This is a genomic window from Rathayibacter sp. SW19 (assembly GCF_030866825.1).
GTDB lineage: Bacteria > Actinomycetota > Actinomycetes > Actinomycetales > Microbacteriaceae > Rathayibacter_A > Rathayibacter_A soli.
Genome location: NZ_CP133020.1, coordinates 1,299,662 through 1,318,262 on the forward strand (window position 1 = coordinate 1,299,662; position 18,601 = coordinate 1,318,262).

Below are 18,601 nucleotides of genomic sequence, written 5' to 3' on the forward strand. Positions count from 1 at the left end.
CGCGACGTGGCATGTCCAAGCTCAACGACGAGAGGGAACTCGTGGCCGAAGCGGCGACCCGAACCGTGGAGCGAGCGCTCAGCTTGCTTGCGATCATTTGTGACGAGGGTCGGATCAATCTCGCCGATAGCTCGCGCGCTGCCGGGCTGTCACCGAGCACCACACTGCGCTTGTTGCGCACCCTCGAAAGCGGCGGGTTCGTTCGCCGCGACGACGCGGGGGACTACCGCCCAGGCAGCCGGATGATCCAGCTCGGTGCGCAATCGCTGAGCAACGAATCGCTGATCTCACTTGCTCGCGAAACGATGGAGATGCTCTGCACGGATACCGGTGAGTCCGTCTATTTGAGCATCGAGGGTCATAACAAGACATCGATCTACATCGCAACCGTTGAGGGCACGCACTCCGTGAGGCACACGAATTGGGTTGGGCGCACCATCCCGATCTCCGGCTCTGCTGCCGGGGCGGTACTTCGCGACGAGATCCCTGCTGCGGGGTACGTGATCGTCGAACACGGGGTCGAAGACGATATCACCGCCATTGCGGCTGCAATCCGCTCTGAACACAAAGTGGTCGCGGCACTCAGCCTTGTCATTCCGAGTTATCGGTTAACCCAGCTCGATACGGCCAGGTACAGTCGCCTGCTCATCGAGGGGGCCGACCACGTGTCCGCCCTGCTCGGCGGCAAAACCAACCCAGCTACGACGGAGAAGACGGTATTGTGATCGAATTCAAGAACGTGACAAAGGTCTATGACGACGGCACCATCGCCGTCAATGACCTGAGCCTGCAAGCTCCGACCGGAAAACTGACCATCCTGATCGGGCCGTCGGGCTGCGGCAAGACAACGTCCATGCGAATGATCAATCGCCTGATCGAGCCGACGTCTGGCACCATCTCGCTGGACGGGGTGGCGACTCAGGCACTCAACCGCGTAGAGCTGCGGCGCAGCATCGGTTACGTGATTCAAAGCGCCGGATTGTTTCCGCACCGCACGATCGTCGACAATATTTCGGCCCTTCCGCGGTTGCTCGGGGCCAACAAAGCGGATGCGCGCAAGAAGGCGCTGGAATTGCTCGAACGCGTCGGTCTCGACACCAACCTCGCAACGCGGTACCCCTGGCAGCTGTCTGGAGGCCAGCAACAACGTGTCGGCGTGGCCCGCGCCTTGGCCACAGACCCGCCGGTGTTGCTGATGGACGAGCCTTTCAGTGCCGTCGACCCGATTACTCGCGCGCAACTGCAGGACGAATTCCTTCGCCTGCAACGCGACATCGGCAAGACCATTGTCATGGTGACGCACGATATCGACGAAGCACTGAAGCTCGGAGATCAAGTGGCTGTGCTGCGGCAGGGCGGCTTTCTCGTGCAGATCGCACCGCCCGCCCACCTGCTGGCACACCCGGCGGACGGGTTCGTTGCGGACTTCGTCGGAACAGCTCGCGGCTATCACGCACTCAGCTTCGTCACCGCGGACCAGGCCGTGCCCATCACGCGGGAGGCGACCGTGCAGGTCGGCGATGATCTGAGCGACCGTCCAAGTTCAGACGGTGATTGGGTTCTCTCCGTGAGCAGGTCGGGTGCGCCACTGGGGTGGGTGCAACTGGGCACAACGGATGGCCGTAAGGTCGCCGTTGAAGACATCGATATCAGCGGCACGGTCGCGCGAGCATCCGGAACGCTTCGCGACATGCTCAACTCGGTGCTCTCGAGCCCGAGCGGCCGGGGGGTCGCGGTCGACGACCACGGAGCACTGCTCGGAACCGTCACCGCTGAAGACGTCGTGTCGGCCATCCGTGCGGCGAAAACCGGAGTGCTCGCGTCATGAACATCGACTGGGTCTGGTCAAACCTCGACGAGATCTGGGGGCTCACGCTCTCACACATCGTGCTGACGCTGCTTCCGACGATCATCGGCCTGCTCATCTCACTGCCGATCGGCTGGTGGGCATACGCGCACGGCAAGGTTTACCCGGCGATTACGGGGGTGGCCGGCATACTCTACACAATTCCTTCTTTGGCGCTGTTCGTTTTGTTGCCGCAGATTCTGGGCACCAAGGTTCTGGACCCGCTGAACGTGGTCGTCGCGCTGACCGTGTATACGGTGGCATTGATGGTGAGGGTCGTGGCAGACGGCCTGGCCTCGGTGCCGCCTGAAACGGTGCTTGCCGCGACCGCGATGGGATACCGAGGATGGCAACGGCTGTTGCACGTTGAGCTCCCGGTGGCGCTGCCGGTGATCGCGGACGGGTTGCGGGTCGTAGTCGTCTCCAACGTCAGCATTGTGACAGTCGCGGCGCTTGTCGGCGTTCCGCAGCTGGGGTCCTTGTTCACGCAGGGCTTCATTCTGCGATTGTTCGTGCCGATCATCACCGGCGTGATCCTGTGCCTGGTGCTGGCCATTGTGTTCGACCTCTTGATCGTGTGGGGCAACCGGGCTCTCACGCCGTGGCGTCAGCGGGTGGAAACCTCATGAACTTCTTTGAGTGGTTCTTCAATCCGGCGCAGTGGACCGGGTCAGAGAGCATCCCGCTCGAGGTTGGGCTGCATCTGGAATACACCGGCATTGCACTTTTGATCGCCTTGGTGGTGGCGGTGCCGTTTGGCATCTACGTCGGGTACACCGGGCGTGGCGAAGTGATCGTGGCGGGCCTCGCGAACTCGCTTCGGGCACTTCCGACCGTCGGGTTGCTGATTCTCGCCGTGTTGATCCTGGCGCCAATGTTCGCCTCGGATTTGGCGTTCACGATCCCGGCGATAGCCGTGCTGGTGCTGCTGGCCATCCCGCCCATCCTGACGGGGACATATGGCGGAATCCAATCCGCGGACCCGGGTGCCGTCAGCGCAGCCCGAGGCATGGGCTATACCAAAATGCAGATTCTGTGGCACGTGCAACTGCCGTGCGCATTGCCTCTCATGTTTTCAGGGATTCGGGGCGGATTGCTTCAAGTCGTGTCAACTGCCACCGTCGCCGCTTATGTGGGCCTCGGCGGTCTCGGCCGATACATCATCGATGGGCAAGCTCAGGGCAACTATTCGGAGATGCTCGGCGGGGCGGTGCTCATCGCTGTTCTTGCGGTCGTACTGGAGCTGGGCTTCATCGGGCTGACGAGGCTTGTCGTGTCTCCCGGACTTCTTCGTAAGACCCGTCGACAGCCTCGAGCGGCTCGAGCGGGCCGAGCGGCTCGAGCGCCGGCTAGTGCGCTTTCCGGCACCACTGATACGTCATCAACGAGATTAGGAGAGATTCACAGATGAACAGGAAAATGCGGGCAGGGGTGGCCGCTGCCATCGCCATTACGGCAACTATCGCCTTCGCCGGTTGTGCGGGCAATGATCCGCTCAGCAGCGGTGGCGGTGGGGCAACGAATGCCAAGTCGGGCGGACCTGTCATCATCGGTTCGGCGAATTTCGCGGAGAGCGAGATCATCGCGAACATCTACTCGCAGGAGCTTCAACATGACGGTGTGAACGTGAAGGAGCAGTTCAACATCGGCAGCCGCGAGGTCACCATGAAGGCGTTGGAGGACGGCTCCTTGGACCTTATGCCGGAGTACTCGAGTTCAGTTCTGTTGTATCTCGACGAAAAAGCGAAAGCAACAACCAGATCAGATGTGATAGCTGCACTCACGGCAAAGCTTCCAAAGGGCCTCAGTCTGCTTGATGTGTCGCAGGCGACCGACAACGACACCGTCTCGGTCACGCAGAAGACCGCCGACGAGTTTCACCTCACGAAGATCTCGGATCTCGCTGCGGTCGGCTCCCAGATTGCTCTGGGCGGCCCGCCCGAGTGGAAGACCCGCTACAACGGTGTCGTCGGACTCAATGAGTTGTATGGCATCACATTCCAGAAGTTCGTCACCCTGGATGCGGGTGGGCCGCTCACAATGACTGCCCTGACGTCTGGCCAAGTGCAGGCCGGTGACATCTTCAGTACGGATCCCGGCATCAAGAAGAACAACCTGGTGGTGTTGAAAGACGACAAGTCGCTGTTCGCAGACGAGAGCGTTGTGCCGATCATCAGAACCGCCAGTGTCAGCGACGCCGTCAAGAAGGCTCTCAACGCCGTCTCGGCGAAGCTCACGACGGATGACCTGATTACGTTGAATGGCCAGGCGGCTACGGGAGCAAACATGGCTGATATCGCCAAGAAGTGGCTCGCAAGCAAAGGGTTGATGTAGCGCCGGTGACGCTGGCGGCCGGCGGGGCCGGGCGGTCGGAGTCGCGGCCGGGTCAGGTTGGAAAACGATCGCTGGGCGCTATTTGTGCGGCTTAGATGGCATGCATCGGCGGGGCCCTCGATTGCGTTGATGCCGACCCCAGCGGTTTGTCGGATGAGCGATCAGGCGGGGCTAGCAGCCTGGAGGTTCTTGCGGCCCGCGGGAGGGGCATCCGCGGAACTTGACCTGGATGTTGGGGGTCGCGGGTGCTGTTCCTGTGTTCATCTGCAATTGTTCGAAGAACGCGGGGATCATGCAGGTGGATGCGCGCATAGGCAGAACGGATTGTCTTGGATTTCGGCGATGCCGACGAATTTGCATGGTCCGGGCAACAACTTCTCGCTGACCGGGTCGGATGCGTGGACGGCGTTGATCGCCGGATCGAGATGCCAATCTCATACGCCATTTCCACCGACGGTGTGATTGGAATCGTAGACGTCGTTACGCTGTACCTGAGAACGATCATGAGCGGAGAGAGCGTGGCTACAGTAAGGCTTGCCGGTCCTGACGATGCCGAAGCTTTTCGCGCCGTTTTCCTTGACTGCTGGCGCGTTAGCTATGCGAAGACCATGCCCACAACACTGCTTGAAAGCATGACGTCGGAGCGGGCCAACGACCTGTGGAGGACAGCGTTGACGGCGGGGACGGATACCTATCTGGCAGCAGTGGATAATAGCCAGGTCGTCGGGTTCGTGGGGTTTCGTCTCGTGAGCCCAAGCCTGGGGTACGTGAGTTCGCTGTACGTCTCTCCGTTCGTTCAGGGCGGCGGGCTTGGTCGACTTCTGCTCACTGGCGGTGAAGACGAACTCCGACGTCTTGGAGCTGAGCGCGCTCAGCTCTGGGTTTTCGAGCAGAACAGTCCGTCGCAAGCGTTCTATAGCAATCTCGGCTGGACGCTCGACGGGCGCTGTACGACTTTGGCTGAATGGAGCGAACCGCAGGTCGGGATGACCAAAGAGCTGTGATTGCTCAGCTCGCTCCGCTGGTGGCCGGGCGCCGGCGATTTTCGACGGCGCGCAGAGTTGCGGCCAGGGAGGCCGTTACGGCATCGGGGTCCCGTTGAGCAACTCCGATGAAGATCACGTCGACGATCATCAACTGTGCCATACGGCTCGACATCGCTCCGTAACGGAATCGCGTTTCGCGCGAAGCCGTCGCGAGGACGGCAGTTGACATCTGAGCCAATGAAGACTCCGGGAAGTTCGTGACTGCGACCGTAAATGCGCCGGCCCGTTGCGCCGTTGCGATCGCCGATAATGCTTCCTCTGTTTCGCCGGAGTGCGAGAATGCGATCGCGACTGATCCTGGGCGCAGCACAGCGGCGCTGGTGAGTGCCAAGTGTGGGTCGGTCCATGCGCTGGCGTAGTAGCCGATGCGGCGCAGCTTCTGACTGAGGTCTTGCGCAGCAAGACCGCTCGACGCCGAGCCGTACACGTCGATTGCCGGCGCCTGGGCTATGGCGCTCACGACGCGGTCTGCTTCGGCTAGATCCAGCAGCTGTGCCGTCTCTTCGACCGCGCGAGCCTCCTGGAAAGCTAGCTTACGGACGACCTCGCTCGTAGAGTCGCCCAATTCGATGTCCCCTTCCGACACACCGAACTCCAGGCGGCGCCCGCTCTCGTTGACTGCGGCGCGGGCCAATGCGAGGCAAAAGCTCCTGTAACCTTCGAATCCGACGTTACGACAGAATCGCGCGGCGGTCGTGGCCGAGGTTCCGCACCGCGCTGCCAGTTCGGTAATGCTCAGCTCCGATACGGTTGCCGGCTCTGCAAGTGCGGCTTGGGCGATGAGCCGTTCGCTGCGGCGCAGTGTCGGCAGCGCTTGACGCAACCGGACCAAGATATCGTCTGTCATTTGCCTTCCCCTCTTGCCTTGTGGATAAATCAATGCCGCGCGCGACGTTGCGCGACCTCGTGATGTGACGCTATTCCGCCTCATATTTGGCGGCCTGGTGCGATCGAAACCTGCAGTCGCTCCTGGGCTCTAACATCGTTGGAGAATAATTTACAACATTGGCATCAAAAAGGGATATTGTTGCCTTTGTGCACTCCCCGGCAACGCCGCCGGCGTTGCCGCTCACAGCAGACGCAACACCTACCTAGGAGGCCACTAATGACGGTCACCCGTTCCCTACGCCGAGCACTCATAGTCGGCGCCGCGGTTGCTACGGCATCCATGCTGCTCGCCGGATGTAGCGGCAGCAGCAATCCCCCAAAGTCGTCCGCGAACTCCAACGCGACACTCGTGTTCGGTATCACCGCGGACCCGACTCAGATGATCCCCTGGACGACAACCTCGGAGCAGTCCCTGCAGGTGCTGTCGCAGATTTACAGTCCACTGCTGAACAAAGACGCGAACGCAGAACCCGCCGCCGGCCTGGCGGCGCTCCCGAAAGTGTCGGCCGACGGCCTCATTTATACATTCACTCTGAAGAGTGGGCTCAAATTCACGAACGGATCAGCTCTAGACTCGGCTGACGTCAAGTACACGTACGACAAGATCATGGATCCGGCATCCAAAGCTAGTTCCGGCTCTTACTTCGCCTCCGTCGCGTCAGTGGATGCGCCGTCACCCGACACTGTCGTCGTACACCTCAAGAAGCCGGACGCGTCGTTCCCCGCGGGCCTGACAGCCGTGAACACAGGCATTGTCCCGTCAGACGTATCTGTTGAAAGCCTGCAGACCACCCCGGTCGGGTCCGGACCATACAAGTTCGTAAACCGTGTGCCCAATGAATCGATCAACCTCGCACGTAATTCGAGCTACTATGCAGGCACGCCTGGCGCAGCAAAGCTCACCTTCCGCATCATCCCCGACGATCAGTCGATGGTGTCCGCGCTTAAGACAGGTTCGGTCAATATTGCAGTTTTCGACAACCCGGTCACAGCGAAGACGGCGGCCTCAAGCAAGACGAAGACCGAGCAGGCAGGGTCGCTTCAATATCACGTCCTACAGCTGCGTGCCGCTTCGCCTGTGCTGTCCAACGTCAACACCCGCCTGGCAATCCAGTGCGCCATCTCCCGCCAGGACGTCATCGACTCGGCGGCCCTGGGTGCTGGTCAAGTGACTGGTCCAATCACGTCCCCGTTGTTCAAGTCTGATATCAATGCGCAGCCTTGTCCGAAGCAGGACCTTGCGAAGGCGAAGGATTACCTCGCGAAGGCCGGCACACCTAATGGATTCACGCTAAACGTGATGACATCGCAGGGTCTATACTCCACAGCTGTGGATGAGGCGCAGGCGGTACAGGCGCAACTTGGCAAGGTTGGCATCAAGGTAAACGTGCAGACGCTCGATTCGAACACCTACGTCACCAAGTGGCTCGCCGGCGATTTCGATGCCGCCATCGCACAGAACAGCGGCAATGCTGATCCGAATACGATGTACGCGCGCTATTTCACGTCGACTGGCACGTACAACAAGGTTGCCGGCTACAGTTCCGCTGAACTCGACAATTTGTTCGCAGAGGGGATCGCGACGACGGATGTATCGAAGCGCCAAGCCATCTATAAAGAGGTGTCAAGTCAGCTGGTCGACAACGCCGCATGGATCTGGCTGTTTACCCCGAAGGAATACATTGTGATGAGTTCCGGGGTGAATGGTTTTGCCGCTCGTCCGGATGCAGAACTCAGCATGCTTTGGCAGGCAACCATCTCCTGACCGCACAGGTGGGGTGGGCGCCCTGCCCACCCCACCATCATCACTGAAGATCTCATGACACAACTCGCGGCGATAGTTCGCCATCCCGTCACCCGACGCTTCGGTGAGGCGCTGCTGACCCTGATCGGTGTGTCCGTCCTTACTTTCATTGTGCTTCGCGTCGTGCCCGGGAACCAGATCACGGCGGCATACGGCACGGCTGCCGGCGATCTGTCTGCCTCGCAGATTCATTCCCTCGAGGCCTTTTACGGCCTCGACAAGCCGCTGATTGTTCAATATTTCAACTGGCTCGGCGGGATCCTTACCGGCAATCTCGGCATCTCGACAACTTCGAACCTGACTGTCGCGCAGATGACGGCGCAAGCGCTGCCGAACACTATTGAACTGGCCATCTTCTCCATAGTCATTGGGTTCGCACTCGGCGTTCCCGGTGGAGTTTTCGCGGCGAATCGGCCTGGGAAGTTTGGCGACAACTTGACGCAGTTCGGCAGTCTCGTCGCACTCTCCGTTCCGTCTTTCCTCCTCGCGACGCTTCTGGCTACATGGCTCACTAACGCCTTCGGATGGTTCCCGAACGGTGCGGGCTACCAGACCTTTCTGCAGGACCCCGCACTGAATCTTCAACAGATGCTTATCCCATCGCTGGTACTCGGCATCAGCATCGCACCGCCGGTGCTCCAAACGACGCGGACAGCTATCCTCGCTATTCGATCAGAGGACTTCATTCGGACCGCGCGTGCCAAGGGGGTTCCCGAACGGCGGCTTCGAGTGCGCCACATTCTCCGCAACGCACTCATTCCGGTTGTGACCATGACTGGCCTCCAGTTCGGGTTCTTGCTCGGGGGCGCCGTCGTCGTCGAGCAGATCTTTGCCATTCCAGGGATCGGACGACAAGTTCTCCTGGGGCTCAACCAGAAGGAGTACGCCGTGGTGCAGAGCACCGTTCTCATCATTGCGGCACTGTTCGTGCTGGTGAATTTCCTCACCGACCTCGTTTATCGTTTAGTCGACCCAAGGGTGCGTGCCCGATGAGTGCCGGTGTCGAAATGAGCAACGTGCCCGAGGTGGCGATCGACACGAGCAGGCGTTCCCATGTTTGGGCGACAGCCTTCCGCTCGGTGCCCGGGATCGCAGGACTTGTCCTGATGCTCATTGTGATCGTGCTGGCGCTCATGGCAGTGTTTGGTCTAACGCCGTATGATCCGGCGCACCAGAATATCGCAGAGTCGCTGGAGCCACCGTCTGCTGCACACTGGTTTGGCACGGACCAATTCGGTCGTGACACGCTGTCGCGGGTCGCATCCGGTTTGTCTAACTCGCTTCTAATCGCGATCGTCTCTGTTGCCGCCGCGGGTGTCGTCGGCACGTTCTTGGGCGTCGTCGCCGGCTTCTACCTTGGTGTCACAGATCGCATCGTAGGCGTTGTCACGAACGTGCTGTTCGCTTTCCCGTCTTTGCTGCTGGCATTGGCCTTGGCCGCGGCCCTGCAACGCAGCTGGTTGACCGTTGCGATCGCGATCGCAATTGTCTATATGCCGATCTTCGCGCGTGTAGCTCGAGGTCCTGTGCTCACACTACGTTCCGCAGAATACGTGATCGCGTCTACGGCCATCGGCAGGCGGCGATTATCAACGTTGTTCGAGCATGTTCTTCCGAACATGCGGAGCATCCTCGTGGTCCAGGTGACACTTTCGCTGTCCTGGGCGATCCTCACCGAAGCGGCGCTGAGTTTTCTCGGATTCGGCACACCTCCACCCGCAGCATCGCTCGGCGGCATGGTCTACGAGGCGCAGGCACTTTCGAGCGTCGCACCGTGGATGCTGCTCTTCCCGGGCGCCGCGCTGATCTGCGCCGTGATCGGGCTAAACCTTCTCGGCGACGGATTGCGCGCCGCACTCGACCCAAAGACCGGAGGCCATTAGTGGCTAACAACGCTCCAGACGCCGCGCTCGATGACCTGTTGACCGAGGCTGTGGCTGACGATGAACTTATGCTCGACGAACTGTCAGTTGGAGAGCTCGTCACGATGATGAATCGCAGAGATGCGGCGATCGCCGGCGCCGTGCGCGAGGCGCTGTCGGTGATTGTTGTTGCAATCGAGGCGACATCCGAGCGGATCCGGGCAGGGGGGCGGCTTATCTATGTTGGTGCCGGTACATCGGGGCGCCTGGGTGTGCTCGATGCGTCAGAGATTCCGCCGACCTTCGGGACGGACGGGAACATTGTGCTGGGGCTGATTGCCGGTGGCCCGCTGGCGCTCGTGAGCTCGGTCGAGTCGGCCGAGGATAGTGAAGACGCAGGCCGGGCCGATCTGGACAGGCTCGGCGTCGGGCCGCTCGACACCGTTGTCGGGATAGCATCGAGCGGGAGGACTCCTTATGTCCTTGGCGCTTTGAAGCTTGCGAATGAGCGGGAATCGCTGTCAGTCGGGCTTTCATGCAACACCGACACACCAGTTTCGGCTGTCGCGCGCTACGGCATCGAAATAGCGGTTGGCCCGGAAATTGTTACTGGTTCAACCCGTCTCGGGGCGGGTACCGCCACCAAAATGGTGTTGAACATGTTCTCGACGATCAGCATGATCCGACTTGGCAAGACCTACCGGACGCTCATGGTCGATGTAAAAGCGACCAACGCTAAGCTGATCCGACGTGCAATTCGCATCGTTACCCTCGCAACCGGGGCGGATGAAGTGTCAGCCCGCACAGCGCTCGATGCTGCAGACTGGAACGCGAAACTGGCAATCGCAACGATCGTCACCGGTCTGAGCGTGTCCGACGCACAATCGGCGCTGGCCGCAGTCGGCGGCGTGTTGCGCAAAGTCGTCGATTCGGTCCCCGGAACGGGGAGGGTCTGATGCGCGTCCTCGGGATGATCTCCGGCACATCGCACGACGGCATCGATGTCGCAGTGGTCGACTTTTCCGAGACCGGTGGCGATGTAGTTGCTCGCATTGAGTACACCGCGACCACTTCTTACTCGCCCGAACTGCGCGCACGCCTGCTCCGTTCCCTGCCCCCTGCCACGGTGGGCTTCGAAGTAACCTGTGAGCTGGACACAGTTATCGGCCAAGCCTTCGCAGAAGCTGCCGCAGCCGCATTACGGCGTCATTCCGCTGCCGCGCCCGTAGCCGCAGTCGACCTAGTCTGCTCCCACGGACAGACAGTGTTTCACTGGGTTGAGGAGGGCCGTGCCCGCGGGACTCTACAACTTGGACAGCCAGCTTGGATTGCTGAGAAAACACAACTGCCTGTCGTCTCGAACGTCAGAGCTGCTGACATCGCAGCAGGCGGGCAAGGTGCACCTTTGGTCCCGATCCTCGATCAGATCCTGCTTTCCCCGTACCTGAGCCATGGTATGAGCGCTGCCGCGCTCAATCTAGGCGGGATCGCCAACATCACAGTATGTGCGCCGGACGCCGATCCCAGGGCATGGGATATCGGCCCAGCCAACGCGCTTATCGACGCCGTTGTCACCGCGTCAACAGCGACGACAGACACGTTTGATCGTGACGGCGCCCTGGCCGCCTCAGGTGCAGTCCATCCCGCACTCCTGGGCGTTCTGCTGGATGAACCGTTCTATGCGCTGCCTGCGCCGAAGAGTTCAGGAAAGGAACTGTTCCACCTCGAGTACCTCAAGTCGAAAGTCGCCCAAGCACAGGTGGAACTTTCATTCAGCGATCTCGTCGCCACGGTTACGGAACTCACCGCTCGCACCGTGGCCGACGCAGTGCAGGCTGCGCATGTCAAGGTGCTCGTGGTCTCTGGAGGCGGAGTGCGAAACCCGACGCTGATCGATCGGATTGTCAACCTTCTGCCGCACGTGGAGGTACTGCCCAGTGACGATCTCGGCGTCTCATCAGACGGCAAGGAGGCTGTAGCGTTCGCGCTGATCGGCTGGGCCACGGCACACGGGCTGTCAGCAAACGTCCCAAGCTGCACCGGAGCAAGCGGTCCGCGCGTCCTTGGCAGCGTGACGCCTTCGCCCGTGCGGTCGGCGCCCATGTGGAGTGCGCTGGACCGGTGGCCCCGGGTTCGGTTCGAAGCTGGAGAGTTGCCCGACCGTGCGTAATCTAGCTGAGCACCTGGAGCGCTTGATCAACGCGTCACCCGCGCCCCCCGCTAACGCCATCCTCGGCGTCGGTACATCCCAGGGCACGTCAGTCGAGTCGTTCGGATGGGCTGTGCTTCCCAGCCAGAATTCTCCTGGGGTGCCGATGAGACGTGGACTGCGTCTTGACTTGGCGTCCGTGACCAAAGTCGCGTCGACAACTGTCGCGGTGATGCGCCTGATCGCTGAGCGCCAGATTCGCCTGGATGACACTGTGCGCTCATTCTTGCCGTTGTTCTCCGGCGACGGCAAAGAGGCGATTACCGTCAGGCAACTACTCACGCACACCGCTGGCATGCGGCAGTGGTGGCCGCTGTACCTCGAGAGCACGCAGCGCGAAGAGACGATCGAGCGGGTGCAACGGCTTTCGCTCGCGGCACAACCGGGAGACGCGTGGTCATACTCTGACTTGGGCCTGATGCTCGCAGGAGCGGTGGTCGAGCGGGTCACCACGCACTGCCTGGCGGATGCATATCGTATTCTCGTCGCGGAACCAATTGGCTTGACAAGTACATACGGCCCCGTTGCCGCAGACACCGCCGTGACCAGTGCGGACAGCGATGTCTATGAGCAGAGGATGGTGGAAACCGGGATTCCGTATCCGGTACCGTTCGTTGCAGACGAATTCCTCGGCTGGCGTGGTCATCCGTTGCGCGGAGAAGTGAACGACGGAAACACCGCGCACGCACTCGGCGGTGTTTCGGGACACGCTGGCCTGTTCTCAACAGTGGACGACTTACTCGCCCTTGGTGCCGCAATTCGCGGGGGCAACTTTATCCCACGCCGTGTGGTCCACGCATTCGCTGAGTCGACTTCGCTTCGCTCGGACCAAGCCGTCGGATTCAGATGTACGACCGTAAACGTTGATGGGGACCCAATCACAATCCTTCACCACGGTGGTTTCACGGGAGCATGCTTCGGCTTCGCCCTGGAGAAGGAGGTCGTGGTCGCCGGAGGTGTGATGCGCTTGTACGGCACTGTGGGCCAGCTTTCGCGCCACGGGCCGCTGACACCATTACCTCAGCTCGTTACAGTCGACCACATTCAGAAGATCCTGTTGGCCACCGCAGCTGATGCGCTCCGGACCGAACCCACCCGTGCCACGACATTGCCCGAGGACGTATGAACGCCAACAATCTAGATTCGGCTTCAAAGCTCGTTCTGACCATCCGGGATCTTTCGGTTGCGTTTACCACATCACGGGGAGAAGTTGAGGCCGTACGAAATGTCAGTCTTGACCTTGCCGCTGGTGAGACCGTCGCGATTGTTGGCGAGTCCGGCTCTGGGAAGTCCACGCTGGTCGCCTGCGTCAATCGGCTCCTCGCGGATAACGGGCGAATCGTCTCAGGCACAATCATGCTCGGCGATATGGACATCACCGCGGCGAACGAGAGGGCGATAATTTCGATCCGCGGGAATCGGGTCGGCCTCGTGCCACAGGACCCTATGACGAGCCTGAATCCTGTGATGAAGATCGGCGCGCAGATTGTCGAAGCCCTCCAAGTTCACGACCGAGCCAGAGGCGGTGCCGCCAAACAGGAGGCGATCCGGCTGCTTCAACGCGCAGGAATTGCCGAGGCGGCCGCGCGCTTCAATCAACATCCTCACGAGTTCTCCGGTGGCATGCGTCAGCGTGTTCTGATTGCGATGGCGCTGGCGTGCCGCCCTGAAGTGCTCTTGGCAGATGAGCCGACCTCGGCGCTCGACGTGACCGTTCAGCGACTGGTTCTTGATCAGATGGGAGAGCTGGCGTCTGAACTGGGAGCGGGAGTGCTGCTCATTACCCACGATCTGGCGCTGGCTGCGGAACGCGCGGACCGTGTTGCAGTGATGTATCGTGGCGAGATCGTCGAAACCGGCTTTGCGGCCGAACTCGTCGCGAATCCGCAGCACGAGTACACCCGGCGCTTGCTCGCTGCAGCACCCGGCATGGCCACTGCCAAGGTCGCGCCCACATTCGACCAGGGCGGTGACGCAGCCGAACCTCAGATGATCATAGAGGTCACCAATGCGGTGAAGAAGTATCGGATCCGGGGTGCCCGTGAGCCTTTCCTGGCCGTCGATGGAGTCAGTCTGAAGATCGGACGGGGTGAAACGGTAGCGATTGTTGGCGAATCCGGTTCAGGCAAGTCGACGACGGCCAGACTCGCTCTCAAATTGGAGGAGGCGGACGGCGGGACTATCAAATTCCGCGGACACAACGTGGCCAAGCTGTCTGGCCGAGAGCTTCTTGAATTCCGGCGCTCAATACAGCCGGTATTCCAGAACCCGTATGCTTCGCTCGATCCGCGCTACACAATCAGACAGGCCGTCGAGGAGCCGCTGCGCGTCCATAAGATTGGTAACCCGACCAGTCGGAACAAAGCCGTTGACGGCCTGCTTGACAAGGTTGCAATACCAGCGTCCTTCGCCGAACGATATCCCCACGAACTTTCCGGTGGACAACGTCAGCGCATTGCAATCGCGCGCGCGCTTGCGCTGAACCCCGAACTCGTCGTCATGGATGAGGCGGTGAGTGCGTTAGACGTCCTCGTTCAGGAGCAGATACTGGACTTGATGGTCTCGCTTCAGAGTGAACTTGGCCTCTCCTACCTCTTTATCAGTCACGATCTGGCGGTCGTGCGACTCGTGTCGCATCGCGTCTACGTTATGCGCGCCGGCAAAGTGGTCGAGAGTGGTGAGCCCGACGCGATCTTCCAAGCTCCGCGTGAGGAATACACCCGTCAGCTCATCGCCGCGATCCCTGGGCGCGAACTCGCGGTCAATTGAGGATTTTGGACGAGGATTCGGGGGCCAGACTATCTGCCCGCATCCAACCACTCGAGGCGCTCAGTCTTGCATTGTACGAGCTCGAACGCTCGACGGCGTTGGCGATGGCACACGATGGGTCTGGCCACCTGATGGCGTCTCTGGGCGTGAAGGTGGTGGCCGATCACGACCGCCTGGTCGACCTCGTCGGCCTGACGGCAGAGCTACGCGTTCCGATGAGCTTCCGGTCGGGGGCGACGGTTCGGCGGGTCAGCATTCGGCCTGCCCGTCGCATACACGAGCTCGGGTCGGATCCCGCGAGCGGGATCGCTTGCACGCTTGAGGGCACAAGCGCCTCCAACTCCAGCGGGATGGCCCGTGGGACGCGGTTTCTACTCACGGAAGATTCTGACGGGCCCGTACCGAACCTTGTGCTGACTCCGACCGTCGAGTCCGAGTCTGACCGCGGTGTCGGGTGCGGGTTGTGCGAGGCGGTCTGCGTAAGCAATGATCTGACCGCCACCCCGAGCCAACGCATCGTGATGAGGCGGGAGCGTGGGCGGGCGCGCCGAGTCTGTGGGCTCCGAAGGTCACACCGTGCTGTTCGCGCCTCGGCTATTCGGGCATGTGGGCTCAGAATGACGCAAGCAACAGGCAAACCTTATCGTCACATTCGCGACCTGTTCGGCGATGCAACTATGTCTTGGCGATAATGGCAGACACGGCTAGTGTTCCGACAATGCGCCTGCATCGCGCGTCGCTCGTGGTCGCGTTCTTCGCGATGGGCGTGGTTGGGGCGACAATTCCGGCGACAATCCCCGGTTCAGCGCTTCGAATGCATACCGATTCCGACCAATTATTGCAGGCAATCTCCGCGCTGTTTCTGGGACTGTTCGTCGGTGTCGTAGTCGTTGCCGTGACCCGGCGACATGAGCGGAGATTCCTGATTACAGGTCTTCTCCTTCTGTTCGTTGGCCTTGCCTTTCTAGCCGCGAGTGTCACGCCGATGATGTTCTTCGTCGCATGTGCGCTGAATGGCCTCGGATACGGTCTCGTGGAGACCAGTGCGACGGCGCTGACTCGATCGCTGGCGGCGCGATCAACCTCAAGACACCTTGCGGTGCTCAACGGTTCCTCTGCCGTCGCTGCGGCACTTAGCCCGCTTTTCATCGCCGCTTTCCCCCCGCTCTTTCAAACGATTCCCGTTGTGCTTCTCTGTACAGTCCCATTGACGGGGGTCGTGATCGCGTGGGTTGGCGTGCCGTGTCCAAAGGCAACCCTTAGCTCGACAGCGACCGGCCGGCGACGGATGCCAATAGCGACATTAGTAGTCCTAGGATTCGCGGTGTTCGTCTTCGTTGGTGCTGAAACTGTTTTATCAGGGTGGTCCAGCGTGCTCCCGCAGACCGTCCTGGGTTCCCCGGTGGAATCGGCGGCCCTCGGAACTTCGGCTTTTTGGGTGTTGGCTGCCGCTGGCCGGTTCATTTGCGCTGGCCTGCTACGGCGCGGGGTTTCGCCAGAGCGTTACCTTGTCCTTGTGTTGCTCGGCGCTGCAGCATTCGCGGTTAGCGCAGCGATCGTCGGGCATGGCCCAGTTGCAGCCATCCTGGTCGGTGCCGCCATCGTATCGATCGCACCGGTCTATGCGTTGCTCCTTGGTAGGGCGCTCACCCGAATAGATAGCGGGAATTCCGTTCCTCTCGTCACAGGGGCGCTGGTCGCAGCGGGAGCGGCGGGAGGGGTTGTAATCTCTTTCTTTGTCGCGCTTGGTGCGGGCTCGACGCCGGCCGCTGTGTTCTCATGGGTCGGCATTCTGTTGGCAGTGTGCCTGGTGTTGGTGTTGGCCGAACTGCCACGCAGACACCGACTCATCGCAGGTCGATGATTCCCATGCACTGCGGTGGGGGATGCCGATGCATTTGCCGTTGTACGAGATCCGTCCCTCGACGGGGCACCGGGCAAGCCTCAGGATGCCGTCCGTGTTCTGCGCCGTCGAATTCCCGTTTGGCGCGGGGCTGTCGAAGGCTGCCCTGGCGTTTGAAGGTTGCGGCAGCGTTGTCTCACCGGCAATCGAAGTCGCGTTCTAGCGCGCAACCAGGGCACCTTGATCGTTTCGGGAGACTCGTTTCGGCCGGAAGCCGAGCGCTTCTCTGGGTGGCGAGGGAGGGCATCCGCTGGGTTTGATTTAGACATTCGGGCGGGTGCGCTCGAGGTCGTCACGCTATTGAACCTGCGGCACGTGACCTTCGACCCGACGAACGTCAGCGGGATTCAGATAGCTGCGAAGTTCGCGGGGATCATGCAGGTGCAGGCGGTGCGTCGGCAGTGTGGGTTGCCGTGGATTTCGGCGATGCCGACGGTTTTGTATGGTCCGGGGGATAACTTCTCGCGTACCGGGTCGCATGTGTTGCCGGCGTTGATTCGCCGGTATGACGAGGCGGTGACTGCGGGGGCGGCCTCGGTGACGAATTGGGGGACCGGGAGCCCGCGGCGGGGGTTTTGCATGTGGATGATATGGCTGCGGCGTGTTTGCACCTGTTGGGGCATTATGACGGGCCGCAGCAGGTGAATGTGGGTACGGGTACGGATGTGGCCATTCGTGAGGTTGAGGAGACGGTTGCGCGGGTGGTCGGGTTTACGGGGGGAGACGTTGTGGGGTGTGTCGAAGCCGGATGGGACGCCGCAGAAGTTGTTGGATGTGTCGAAGTTGGCGGGGGAGGGGTGGACAGCGCGGATCGGGTTGGAGGACGGGCTGCGGGGGACCGTTGAGTGGTACCGGGAGCATGCCGGGGAGTTGCGGGAGTAGGTGCGGTCGTGCCGCGTGTCGGATTCAAGACAGACTGCAACATATCAACCCAATATGTGGCATTCATCTCAGTCGCAACGTCTCGATTGCACAGGAGCACGATATTCGGCAGTGCAACTAAATGCCACAATTGTTGCGAGTGTCAGAACCGTCGGCGCAAGTCCGATGAGTGGCTCATGCGAGCGGGAAGCACTCTGGGCACCGTGGAGGCAGCGGTGATAATTCGCGGGCTGTAGAGGGTTGCCAGGGAAGGCATCCGCGGGGCTTGGTGTGAAGGAGCATCTGCTTGTTCTTGACGTTCGCTTTGGGCCGGAATCTAGTCGTGCGCAGTTGCGCAGAATCGGACTGTGGTCGCCAGCCGGGCGCCGCTGAGTGGTCCGGGCGCGAGTGTGATTGCGCCCCCCAGCGCGTGGATGGTTTGCGAGAGCAGGCTGAGGCAGTGGAGGGTTGGCGCGTGTTCTGGCGGGCCCGTACCGTTGCCGTCGACGGTGAGAACAATGCCATCCTGCCCGTCACAGGTGATGCGCATGGCCAGCTCGGCAGCGTGGCCGTTCAGCAGCACGCTGGAGATCGCTTCTTCGACCACCCCGAGCAGGAGAATGGGCCGACTAATGCGGTGCTCGGCCGACGAAGCTCGCGCAGCATCGATGTCGCCCACACCGTCATCGTTATCAAGATGCACGGCGATCGCTGCCGGCATACGACGCACCATCATCCGGGCCGCCAGCTCGAGTCCACGGTCGACACGGGCCGGATTCAGCGGCTGGCCGGTTTGCTGCACGTCACTTTCTGGTAGATCGTCCAGTTCTTTCCGGAAGGCCTCGACGCGGTCGGCTATCGACTCCACATGTGAATTGCTCAAATGACCGCCTGGCAACTTTGGGAATATCGCTTCGGATTGCCGCTCCTCTAGAGGGCTTTCGAAAGTCGCGGTGAGGGTGGCGGGTTATTGGGGTGGCCGCTTGTAACCAGAGGAGAAGGCATCCGCGGGCCTTGACTTGAAGGGGCAGATGGCCGATGCGAAGATCGTGCGGTTCATGAAGTATCAGGCGGTGCGG

At 61.0% G+C, this 18,601-nt stretch carries 16 protein-coding genes and 2 pseudogenes; 16 read left to right on the plus strand and 2 right to left on the minus strand.

Annotated features, from left to right (window positions below; genetic code table 11):
• Positions 1 to 11: 11 nt before the first annotated feature.
• The 7 genes and pseudogenes from QU604_RS05885 to QU604_RS05915 all read left to right on the plus strand — a co-directional run bounded on the left by QU604_RS05885 (position 12) and on the right by QU604_RS05915 (position 5,184).
• Entirely contained in the window at positions 12 to 725 is a 714-nt protein-coding gene (locus QU604_RS05885) for an IclR family transcriptional regulator (RefSeq protein WP_308467882.1), read from the plus strand.
• Positions 722 to 1,828: an ABC transporter ATP-binding protein gene (locus QU604_RS05890; RefSeq protein ID WP_308467883.1), complete on the plus strand. Its 1,107-nt coding sequence runs from the start codon at positions 722 to 724 to the stop codon at positions 1,826 to 1,828. Before QU604_RS05885 ends, QU604_RS05890 begins: the two co-directional genes overlap by 4 nt.
• Positions 1,825 to 2,475 (plus strand): ABC transporter permease, encoded by a 651-nt coding sequence (locus tag QU604_RS05895; RefSeq protein WP_308467884.1) that lies wholly within the window; start codon positions 1,825 to 1,827, stop codon positions 2,473 to 2,475. Before QU604_RS05890 ends, QU604_RS05895 begins: the two co-directional genes overlap by 4 nt.
• Positions 2,472 to 3,257, plus strand: a complete 786-nt coding sequence (locus QU604_RS05900; protein WP_308467885.1) for an ABC transporter permease — start codon at positions 2,472 to 2,474, stop codon at positions 3,255 to 3,257. The genes QU604_RS05895 and QU604_RS05900 overlap by 4 nt, the downstream gene beginning before the upstream one ends.
• Positions 3,254 to 4,180 (plus strand): ABC transporter substrate-binding protein, encoded by a 927-nt coding sequence (locus QU604_RS05905; protein WP_308467886.1) that lies wholly within the window; start codon positions 3,254 to 3,256, stop codon positions 4,178 to 4,180. The genes QU604_RS05900 and QU604_RS05905 overlap by 4 nt, the downstream gene beginning before the upstream one ends.
• A 274-nt stretch (positions 4,181 to 4,454) precedes the next feature.
• Positions 4,455 to 4,594 (plus strand): annotated as a pseudogene (locus QU604_RS05910) (GDP-L-fucose synthase); the annotation flags it as partial.
• Positions 4,595 to 4,812: 218 nt separating this feature from the next.
• The gene (locus tag QU604_RS05915) at positions 4,813 to 5,184 is read left to right on the plus strand and encodes a GNAT family N-acetyltransferase (protein WP_308468850.1); all 372 of its coding nucleotides are present in this window, start codon (positions 4,813 to 4,815) and stop codon (positions 5,182 to 5,184) included.
• A gap of 4 nt (positions 5,185 to 5,188) precedes the next feature.
• Here QU604_RS05915 and QU604_RS05920 read toward each other — a convergent pair whose 3' ends face one another.
• Positions 5,189 to 6,073, minus strand: a complete 885-nt coding sequence (locus QU604_RS05920) for a MurR/RpiR family transcriptional regulator (protein WP_308467887.1) — start codon at positions 6,071 to 6,073, stop codon at positions 5,189 to 5,191.
• A 258-nt stretch (positions 6,074 to 6,331) separates the two neighbouring features.
• Between QU604_RS05920 and QU604_RS05925 the strand changes: the two genes are divergently transcribed.
• The 9 genes and pseudogenes from QU604_RS05925 to QU604_RS05965 all read left to right on the plus strand — a co-directional run.
• On the plus strand, positions 6,332 to 7,879 hold the full coding sequence (locus tag QU604_RS05925; RefSeq protein WP_308467888.1) for an ABC transporter substrate-binding protein: 1,548 nt from the start codon (positions 6,332 to 6,334) through the stop codon (positions 7,877 to 7,879).
• Between the two features lie 54 nt (positions 7,880 to 7,933).
• Positions 7,934 to 8,911, plus strand: coding sequence for an ABC transporter permease (locus QU604_RS05930; protein WP_308467889.1), 978 nt, complete (start codon positions 7,934 to 7,936; stop codon positions 8,909 to 8,911).
• Positions 8,908 to 9,801 carry an ABC transporter permease gene (locus QU604_RS05935; RefSeq protein ID WP_308467890.1) on the plus strand — a complete coding sequence of 298 codons (894 nt, stop codon included), beginning with the start codon at positions 8,908 to 8,910 and terminating at the stop codon, positions 9,799 to 9,801. The genes QU604_RS05930 and QU604_RS05935 overlap by 4 nt, the downstream gene beginning before the upstream one ends.
• Complete coding sequence (murQ, locus tag QU604_RS05940) at positions 9,801 to 10,736, plus strand: N-acetylmuramic acid 6-phosphate etherase (protein WP_308467891.1); 936 nt, start codon at positions 9,801 to 9,803, stop codon at positions 10,734 to 10,736. Before QU604_RS05935 ends, murQ begins: the two co-directional genes overlap by 1 nt.
• Complete coding sequence (locus tag QU604_RS05945; RefSeq protein ID WP_308467892.1) at positions 10,736 to 11,950, plus strand: anhydro-N-acetylmuramic acid kinase; 1,215 nt, start codon at positions 10,736 to 10,738, stop codon at positions 11,948 to 11,950. Before murQ ends, QU604_RS05945 begins: the two co-directional genes overlap by 1 nt.
• 112 nt (positions 11,951 to 12,062) lie before the next feature.
• Entirely contained in the window at positions 12,063 to 13,115 is a 1,053-nt protein-coding gene (locus QU604_RS05950; RefSeq protein ID WP_308468851.1) for a serine hydrolase domain-containing protein, read from the plus strand.
• The gene (locus tag QU604_RS05955) at positions 13,112 to 14,758 is read left to right on the plus strand and encodes a dipeptide ABC transporter ATP-binding protein (RefSeq protein ID WP_308467893.1); all 1,647 of its coding nucleotides are present in this window, start codon (positions 13,112 to 13,114) and stop codon (positions 14,756 to 14,758) included. Before QU604_RS05950 ends, QU604_RS05955 begins: the two co-directional genes overlap by 4 nt.
• A gap of 718 nt (positions 14,759 to 15,476) precedes the next feature.
• Positions 15,477 to 16,622: an MFS transporter gene (locus QU604_RS05960; RefSeq protein WP_308467894.1), complete on the plus strand. Its 1,146-nt coding sequence runs from the start codon at positions 15,477 to 15,479 to the stop codon at positions 16,620 to 16,622.
• A gap of 363 nt (positions 16,623 to 16,985) precedes the next feature.
• Positions 16,986 to 17,543: pseudogene (locus tag QU604_RS05965) on the plus strand (NAD-dependent epimerase/dehydratase family protein); the annotation flags it as partial.
• 316 nt (positions 17,544 to 17,859) lie between these two features.
• Here the strand turns inward: QU604_RS05965 and QU604_RS05970 are convergent.
• A complete protein-coding gene (locus tag QU604_RS05970; RefSeq protein ID WP_308467895.1) occupies positions 17,860 to 18,405 on the minus strand; it encodes a hypothetical protein in 546 nt (181 codons plus the stop codon).
• Positions 18,406 to 18,601 lie beyond the last annotated feature (196 nt).